This window comes from Anaerofustis stercorihominis, assembly GCF_024623185.1.
GTDB lineage: Bacteria > Bacillota > Clostridia > Eubacteriales > Anaerofustaceae > Anaerofustis.
In genome coordinates this window covers 1-8147 of record NZ_JANJZK010000028.1, presented here as the reverse complement: position 1 = coordinate 8147, position 8147 = coordinate 1, and the positions used below count along the sequence as shown (strand labels likewise).

At 34.7% G+C, this 8147-nt stretch carries 7 protein-coding genes; all 7 read right to left on the bottom strand.

Annotated features, from left to right (window positions below):
* Positions 1 to 175: 175 nt before the first annotated feature.
* The gene (locus tag NSA01_RS09510) at positions 176 to 598 is read right to left on the bottom strand and encodes a type II 3-dehydroquinate dehydratase (protein WP_007049092.1); all 423 of its coding nucleotides are present in this window, start codon (positions 596 to 598) and stop codon (positions 176 to 178) included.
* 1 nt (position 599) lies between these two features.
* A complete protein-coding gene (locus NSA01_RS09505) occupies positions 600 to 1526 on the bottom strand; it encodes an SPFH domain-containing protein (RefSeq protein ID WP_257481226.1) in 927 nt (308 codons plus the stop codon).
* A gap of 3 nt (positions 1527 to 1529) precedes the next feature.
* Positions 1530 to 1988, bottom strand: a complete 459-nt coding sequence (locus tag NSA01_RS09500; RefSeq protein ID WP_257481225.1) for an NfeD family protein — start codon at positions 1986 to 1988, stop codon at positions 1530 to 1532.
* Positions 1989 to 2061: 73 nt separating this feature from the next.
* A complete protein-coding gene (locus NSA01_RS09495) occupies positions 2062 to 3675 on the bottom strand; it encodes an N-acetylmuramoyl-L-alanine amidase (protein WP_257481224.1) in 1614 nt (537 codons plus the stop codon).
* A gap of 73 nt (positions 3676 to 3748) precedes the next feature.
* Positions 3749 to 4294: a 6-phospho-3-hexuloisomerase gene (gene hxlB, locus NSA01_RS09490; RefSeq protein WP_257481223.1), complete on the bottom strand. Its 546-nt coding sequence runs from the start codon at positions 4292 to 4294 to the stop codon at positions 3749 to 3751.
* Positions 4287 to 5198, bottom strand: coding sequence for a damage-control phosphatase ARMT1 family protein (locus NSA01_RS09485; RefSeq protein ID WP_257481222.1), 912 nt, complete (start codon positions 5196 to 5198; stop codon positions 4287 to 4289). Before NSA01_RS09485 ends, hxlB begins: the two co-directional genes overlap by 8 nt.
* A gap of 112 nt (positions 5199 to 5310) precedes the next feature.
* Positions 5311 to 8013, bottom strand: a complete 2703-nt coding sequence (locus NSA01_RS09480; RefSeq protein ID WP_257481221.1) for a hypothetical protein — start codon at positions 8011 to 8013, stop codon at positions 5311 to 5313.
* Between the last annotated feature and the right edge of the window lie 134 nt (positions 8014 to 8147).

Below are 8147 nucleotides of genomic sequence, written 5' to 3'. Positions count from 1 at the left end.
TTTTTTGGACAAGCAAAAAATGGCGGATTGTAAGGCGGAGCCTTACAGAACTTCGGGTTTTAGGGGCGGAGCCCCTTATAAGGGTGTAAGGGACACCGTCCCTTATATAAGCGACAAGACTTCGTTTTGCCACAAAAAAGGTCGGATATATTTATATCCGACCAAAATATTTTTATTATAATTCTTCAAGTGCCAAAAGATAACCTTCAAGCCCTTTTCCGATAATCCTCTTTGTAGCAACATAAGATACATAAGAATGTTTTCTGAACTCTTCCCTCTCGCTTATATCGCTTATATGCACTTCGATGATTTTTCCTTTGAACATCTTGAGTGCATCGAGGATACCTACCGAAGTATGAGTATAAGCCGCAGGATTAATGATTATATCATCGGCTTCGTCTAAAGACTGCTGTATCTTCGTTATGATACTTCCCTCACTGTTGGACTGATACATCTCTACTTCATAATCGAGTTCATTTGCTTTTTTGTTGATAATATCACATAAATAAGCATAATCTTCTTTTCCGTAAAGGTCTTTTTCACGTCTGCCCAGCATATTGATATTAGGACCGTTGATAACAAGAACTTTTTTAGACATTTTATTTTTCCTTTTTAGCTTCGTTTTCTTCAATATCGCCGTCTATAATAGTTTCTTTTAAAGAAGACAACAGACCCGCCATATTTTGAATTTCCGAAGGAATGATGATTTTTGTGGATTTACCCTTTGAAACTTCAGAGAATGTTTCAAGAGATTTAAGTGCGATATATTCCTGTCCCGCTTTAGCTTCGTTTATCATCCTGATACCTTCGGCATTAGCTTCCTGCATTTTGATGACTGCTTCCGCATTACCTTCGGCTTCTTTGATCTTACTTTGTTTTGAAGCTTCCGCTCTAAGGATAGCAGACTCTTTTTCACCTTCTGCAATAAGGATAGCACTCTTCTTTTCACCTTCGGCTCTGAGAATACTTTCTCTTCTTTCTCTTTCTGCCTTCATCTGTTTTTCCATTGCGTCCTGGATTTCTCTAGGAGGAAGGATATTCTTAAGTTCTACTCTGTTTACTTTTATGCCCCATGGGTCCGTAGCTTCATCGAGGATAACTCTAAGCTTCGTATTTACAATATCTCTGCTTGTAAGAGTTTCATCCAGCTCCATATCACCTATGATATTTCTGAGTGTGGTAGCCGTCAAAACCTCAATAGCCTGCATAGGTCTTTCGACCCCGTAAGTATAAAGTTTTGGGTCTGTAATTTGAAAATACACAACAGTATCGATCTGCATAGTTACGTTATCTTTTGTGATAACCGGCTGCGGCGGAAAGTCTATGACTTGTTCCTTTAAAGATACTTTCTTTGCAACTACTTCAATGAAAGGTATTTTGATATGAAGTCCCGTTTCCCATGTTGTCTTGTATGAACCGAGCCTTTCTATTACGTAAGCATATGACTGTGCAACTATCTTAACGTTTAGTACAAGCACTGCCATAATAAGTACTATAAGTATAATGAATAATATAATTCCGAACATTTTCTAACCTCTTTCTTCTTCTTTCTTTTGTACGATGACATGTACGCCTTCGATTTTTATTAGTTTTACTTCTTCGCCTTCGGGGATTATTTCGTCGATTTCATTTAAAGCCGACCAAACCTGTCCCTTTACTTTGATTTGACCTACCGCTTTTTTATTATTGATTTCTTTGATAACTATCCCATATAACCCTATCAAACTATCCGCATTCAAAGGTACAATCTCACTTTTTACATACTTGTGATAAAGCGGATAAGTTATACATAAGAATATTACCGATGTTATAAAGAATACTATTATCTGCACCGCGATACTGACATCTAAAAAGCTCAGTATAAGCGATATCAGAGAACCACCGGCAAACCAAATGGATACAAGCTGAGTGGTCAAGAGTTCTACTACAACGAATAGAACGAGAAGTACCAGCCAAATAAGTATCATGTTTTCACTTGTAAAATTCATTTTTGCTTTTCTCCTTTTATGTATTATATCATATATGAAAATTTTACATTATATTTCTAATGAAAAATTAATATTATTTTACCCCAAAATATTTGTTTATACCCTTTATGAGACAAGAAGTATATTTATCCCTGAATTTTGAATTTTTAAGTTTACTCAGTTCCGAACTATTGGATACAAATCCGGCTTCAAGCATAAAAGAAGGAGCGTTCGTTTCAGATGTAACTATAAAGTCATTTTCCACCATACCGCCTTCAAAAGGTCGGAGTATCTTAGATGCCTTTATCTCTTTATTTACATAAGAAGCAGCTCTTTTTGTATTAACGGCACTTTCACATGGAGATTTATCTATAATGTTATATCTAAGTGAGGACGGACTGATCTTCTTCGTCTTCTTCCCATACTTAAAATAAATCGTAGGGCTTCCGGACTTTGAATATTTGATTTTTGTTACCTTGTAATATTTTCTGCCGCTTCCATATTTCTTGGAATAAATCTTTACATATAATCCCTTAGAGTCCAAATACTTTTTATACGTGGAGTAATAAATAGCATATCCGTTCGCTTTTTTCGATGTACTGGAATTATGGTGTACACTAACGAATAAGTCGGGCTTTTTCTTATTTGCATATTTTGAAAGTTCCCTTAAATTCTTAAACTTTAATTTTTTATAAGGTTTTCTGGAATATATAACATTGTACCCCTCTTTTTTAAGTTTTCCTGCCAAGACCGAAACGAATTTATCATTAAGAGTTACTTCCCATGTCTTCTTATCTATCCCCTTTGCTCCATAATCTCTTCCGTACTTGCCTCTGTGTCCAGGGTCGAGCATGACCGTTACATAAGACTTTGATACCGCTTTGAGTGATTTTTCTTTATAAGAACTATATATATCCTTATCTTTTACTTTTACATATGAAACCACTTTATAATAATATTTCTTATTGCTTTTTAATTTTCTGTGAACAAAATAAGTGCCGGTCTTGCTTACTGCCGTCAAGAATTTATATTCCCCGCTTTTGCTCGTCTTATAGTAAATCCTATATCCCGACATGCCGCTAACTTTGTTCCATGAAATCTTTATGGATTTGCTCAAGTAATTCTTTAGCTTAACTGTTGGATATTTTGGAACTACTTGTATTACTGCATTTATACTTAGTTTTTCGTCCTTGGTTTTTATATTAATTACAGTCTGACCGTAACTTAATCCTTTTATAACTCCCTTTGAACTGACGCTCGCAACTTTTGTGTTCTCACTTTTAAATATAAGCTCTCTTTCCGCAGAACCTTTAGGCAAGAATTTCACATTCAAAGTATAAGACTGACCTTTTAATATCTTTTTGCTTTTAAAATCAAGAGAGATTTCTTCTGCTTCTGTTTCTTCTTCTTCTTCTGCTGCTTCCTTGGTTTTCTTGCTACCTTGTTCTTTTTTGGTATGTTTACTATTTTCCTGTTTTTTATCGTCTTTATTTATTACATCATCATTTTTTTCTTTATCTGTTTTTTGATTTTTATCATCTTTATTTTTATTAGTATCATTTCCGTCTTCTTTTACTTGCTTAAAAGGAGCAGGATTTTCCCCTTTTGTCTCGCTCCCACGGATAACATTTATACTTCCAAAAAGATTTGTAAAAATAAAACTAAATACAAAACCAAAAACGATAAAACATTTTAAATACTTTTTCATAATTTCCCTCTTTAACTCTTATTTATTCAAAAACACCGCTGTACATTGACAGCGGTGTTTTTGAATAATCGTATTATTCTAAATTTGCATGGTTTTTGTACATTTCTGCTCCGTCTGTATCAAGGTCTTCCATGATATCCAAAATTACAGAATCGCATACAAGAAGTAAACCCTGTTCAAATAATGTGCCCATAGGCTGAATTGAACTTCCGCTGTCGGATTTATCTTTTGTCTGAGCTCCCACTGTAACCACAACGTCTGCTAATTCCGCTATACCGTCCTTATCGTTGGAAGATATCAAAGCTATCTTTGCACCCATTTCTTTGGCTTTTTTAGCCATTGCCACAAGTCCCGAAGTCTTGCCTGAGCCTGAACCGAGTACAAGCAAATCACCTTCAAGGATAGCGGGAGTAGTAGTTTCTCCTACCACATATGTCTTATATCCCATATGCATAAGTCTCATTGCGAAACCTCTCATCATAAATCCGCTTCTGCCCATTCCCGATGTGAATATCCTGTTTGCACTTTCCAAAGCTTTTTCAAATTTTTCTATTTGTTCATCGCTTACTTTATCCATTAATTCTACTAATTCATTTGCTACTTCTCTTCTTTTATTCATCCGTTCTACCTAATTCCTTCCATGTTTTTTCCATTCTTTTTCCTACGTTTGAATACTTATCGCTTATAAACATTTCCTGCATCATTTCAGCGTCCAGTGCTTCACAGTAAAATTTACATTTGCATAGGAAAAAGTAATATACGTTATATTTACTTCCCGACATAACTTCAAAATTAGCCATGCCTTTCGAAATTATTATATCAGCTCTGTCCAAAACGTCAATACATTCTTTTGAACATTTTGGAAGATATGTACCCACAATATCATTTCCGTTTGGAACTATATCCGCATAGTCAGCTATACCGCTTTCGTAAGCTTCTTTGGCTGTGGTATCGCTGGAAATAGGATAAGATGCGGGTACTACCGTTATATGCTTATCGGGATAAACGGTCTTTAGCTTCTTGCATAATAGTGCATCCAAAACCACCTCTCCCACGTTATCGAGAAGTATAACGACTTCTTTTGCGTTTTCTAATTCTTCTATGAACTTTGCATATAGTTCTTCGTCGAATTTAATGTTCTTTACTCCGTCGATTACTTCTTTGAGTTCTTCCAAAGTAAGGTCTGGTCTCGTAGCAAAGTCTATTACATTCCCCGCTATTGCAAATTTAATAGCGTCATTTATGATATCATCGCTTTCATCAAGCATTTTCTCGATATCGTCTTTCATAGACAGTATACACTGCTGATATTTTTCCTTTTCTTCCTTATGTATATCGTCGCTTTTTACATACTTTCTCGCGATCCTTTCCCATGTAGATTCAAGTTCCTGATAAGGAGCATTGACTATCGCTTCTTCCACTTCGTCTAAAAAGTTTGCTATCTTATCTTTATCGATATTATCATTTGCAAACTTGGTATATCTTTTTCTGTTACATTCAAGACATGCTTCACTAGCAGGCATAATTTCCTCCGTTATAATCATTATTCTTATTATATTTTACTACAAAACAATATAAAATCCTAGTGGTAAATCACAAAAAGAGTACGGGGAAATATTACCCGCACTCTTTTTATTACTCTTCATTATCCAAAAAGTCTACCATTTGAGAAAACTCATCCATAACTTCTTTTTCGTCATTGGATATAAGAACTTCGTCTATTTCATCATCTTCAAAGTCTTCCTTTGTATCTCCGGTTACCGCTTCTTTATGATTTCCTTCTTTAGATTTATCCTTTAAATCCTCTTCTTCAAAATCACTTTTAACGGAAGTATCTACTAAACTTTCTGTATCAATTTCATTTTCCTTATTTTCAAGCCCCATATCAAACTCTTTATCGATTTCGCTGATTATACTATCTATGTCCTCTTCACTGATAGTCTCTTCTGATAACTCATCTTCATTTGATATATTATATCTTTCATCTTCAGGAATGTTGTCTTCAGTATTTTTAATTTCATCACCACTGCTTACTGACTCTTCCGTTTCCAAGACTTCATCATAGATACATTCAAAACCGTCTTCATCATCAGCGGACTCACCATTATACATTTCTTCTGACATTTTATCACTGACGATATTTATATCTTCTTGTGATGAGTTATTATAAGAATTTCCGTCTTCTGATTTTACCGTTTCAATATTTTCGACTTCTTCTGCTTTCTTATCTTCAGGATTATCGGTTATTTCATTATCTGCTTCTTCTAAGGAGTCTTTATCTTTTAACTGCTCAGCACCTAAGATTTCTTTATATTCCAATTCTTTCTGAACCGTGCTTATTGTTTCATTCTCAAACACTTGAGACTTATCCGATGCATTTTTACTGTCTTCATTAAAATCAGTTTCCTCTTTCGATACTGTTTCATCTATTAAATCTTCTTTAGAGTTCTCATCACTTTCAACTCCATTATCAATTAAAACATTTTCATTTGAATTATTCTCGTTTGTTACATATGTATCATCAATATCTTTGTCAGCCTCATCTGAAGTGACATCTTCATTTTCAAAGATTTCATCTTTGATGTCTTCTTCCAAATCATCATCAAAGTTATCAGTATTTTCGATATTTTCATCATCTGAAATATCTTCACTTATTTCACCTGCTTGAGACATTTCTGAAGCCTCATCTTCGGATATACCCTCAGCTTCTTTAGTCATATCTTCATTGTTTAAGGTATCAAGCTTTGTATCGTTTAATATATCTTCAAACAACTCATCACCGATATCCGAATTATCAACTATATCCGCTTCGTCTATCTTCACTTCGTCCAAAGGAATATCACCGGTCGTTTCGTCTTCAAAGCTATAATCAAAATCCGATACGATATCGTCATCTATTTCTTTGCCGAAGTCTTCCATATTGATAGAATCTTCGGGACTTTGATACTCTTCTCTGAAACTCAAGTCAAGATTATCGTTTCTCTTATTTATATTTTCTTCATCTATATCTTCGAATACAAAGCCTTCGGTGTCATCATCATAAATATTATTATTCTTAACGGATAGCTTATCGCCTTTTTCTCTTCTGCCCGCAAGTTCAAATCCGATTTCTTCTTTTAAATTGTCCTCTTCTTCGCTTAATTCATAGAAACCTTCACTCTTACTTACAGGAGTCATTGCGGCAAGTCCTTCGCCCACTTCGGCAGTTTTTGTTTCTTCCTGTTCCTTAACTTCAAATTCTTCCGATGTATCTTTTTCTGTTTCTTCTTTTACAACATTCTCTTTTACTTCTCTGTCTTTATCAGCCTTGATTTTCTTATCAAGGTCTTCCTCGATTTCTTTATAATCTATTATATTTTTATTTTCCGTGTCGGGAGTTTCTATTAAGTCTTTTCCGTCACCTCGAGGTCTTATTTTGATATCTTTAAGACTAGGATAAAGCTTCATTATCTGTTCAACGGTAAATACGCTTTCTCCGTCCAACTCTTCGCTTTCGTCCGCTTCTTCAAGGACTATTTCGTCATAATATTCGTAGTCTTCATCCTGACTGATAGGTTCGATACCTAGTGCTCTTCTCCTCTTGATTTCTTTTTCTCTTCTCTTTCTTTCTCTGCGTTCTTCCGCTCTTCTCTCAGCCTTTAAGTATAGACTCATAAGAAGGACGTATAAAAGTATGCAAAGGATACCTATCAAAATGAAAGGAGTATAATCAAAATCCTCAAGATTGATAGTAGAAATCGCCTTATCTATAAAATCATAATCAGTGATATTGGCTTGTTTTAATGAGTTATCGGTAAATACAAAGTAATACACCCTTCCCCCGTCTATTGTAAAGAGTATAAGCCCGTGCCCTTTAGCGGTTTTATTATCCGCTCCGGTTATCTTTGTATCGTAGAATATCTTAAAAGCAACTCTTCTGTCCAGCTTAAAACTTTCTATGCTCGTTACCGTCGGAGAAGGTGCGAATTTCTTTATAAGTTTTACCGCATTCTTCTTCATGTAATCTTCAGAAGCATAAGTATTCTTAAAAACCTCGCTTTTAAGGCTTAGTTTTTTAAGGTCGCTTTCGTTATAATTTTCCTGCTCTTTATTTGTAAGAAGAGTAGATACATCCTCAACATTTATTTCAAGTCTTATCTGTTCACTGTATGGTATCAGAACGGAAGACTGATTAGTCTCCATTACCACGTTCTTTTTATCTTTAGGGATTTTAAGACTATATGAATATCTACCGTTAAAATACTGTTCATAAGAATTAAACCCAAAAACCGTAGTACTAAGGGTCGTGAAGGCTATTAAAAATGTCATTATGAAAGTTAAAATTCTTTTCTTTTTCATATAATCCCTACCTTAAATTCATTCGTTTTAATAATACCATAAATTACATGAAAATAAAAGATTTTCGATTTTTCTTTCTAATAAACAAAAGATCCTAGGGGTTCCACCCCTAAAACCCCGCCATTCTTTGCTTG

Bases quoted from the DNA above. Each gene is read 5' to 3' on its own strand.
- NSA01_RS09510 (WP_007049092.1), bottom strand. From the start codon at position 598: ATGTCTAAAAAAGTTCTTGTTATCAACGGTCCTAATATCAATATGCTG.
- NSA01_RS09505 (WP_257481226.1), bottom strand. From the start codon at position 1,526: ATGTTCGGAATTATATTATTCATTATACTTATAGTACTTATTATGGCA.
- NSA01_RS09500 (WP_257481225.1), bottom strand. From the start codon at position 1,988: ATGAATTTTACAAGTGAAAACATGATACTTATTTGGCTGGTACTTCTC.
- NSA01_RS09495 (WP_257481224.1), bottom strand. From the start codon at position 3,675: ATGAAAAAGTATTTAAAATGTTTTATCGTTTTTGGTTTTGTATTTAGT.
- hxlB (WP_257481223.1), bottom strand. From the start codon at position 4,294: ATGAATAAAAGAAGAGAAGTAGCAAATGAATTAGTAGAATTAATGGAT.
- NSA01_RS09485 (WP_257481222.1), bottom strand. From the start codon at position 5,198: ATGCCTGCTAGTGAAGCATGTCTTGAATGTAACAGAAAAAGATATACC.
- NSA01_RS09480 (WP_257481221.1), bottom strand. From the start codon at position 8,013: ATGAAAAAGAAAAGAATTTTAACTTTCATAATGACATTTTTAATAGCC.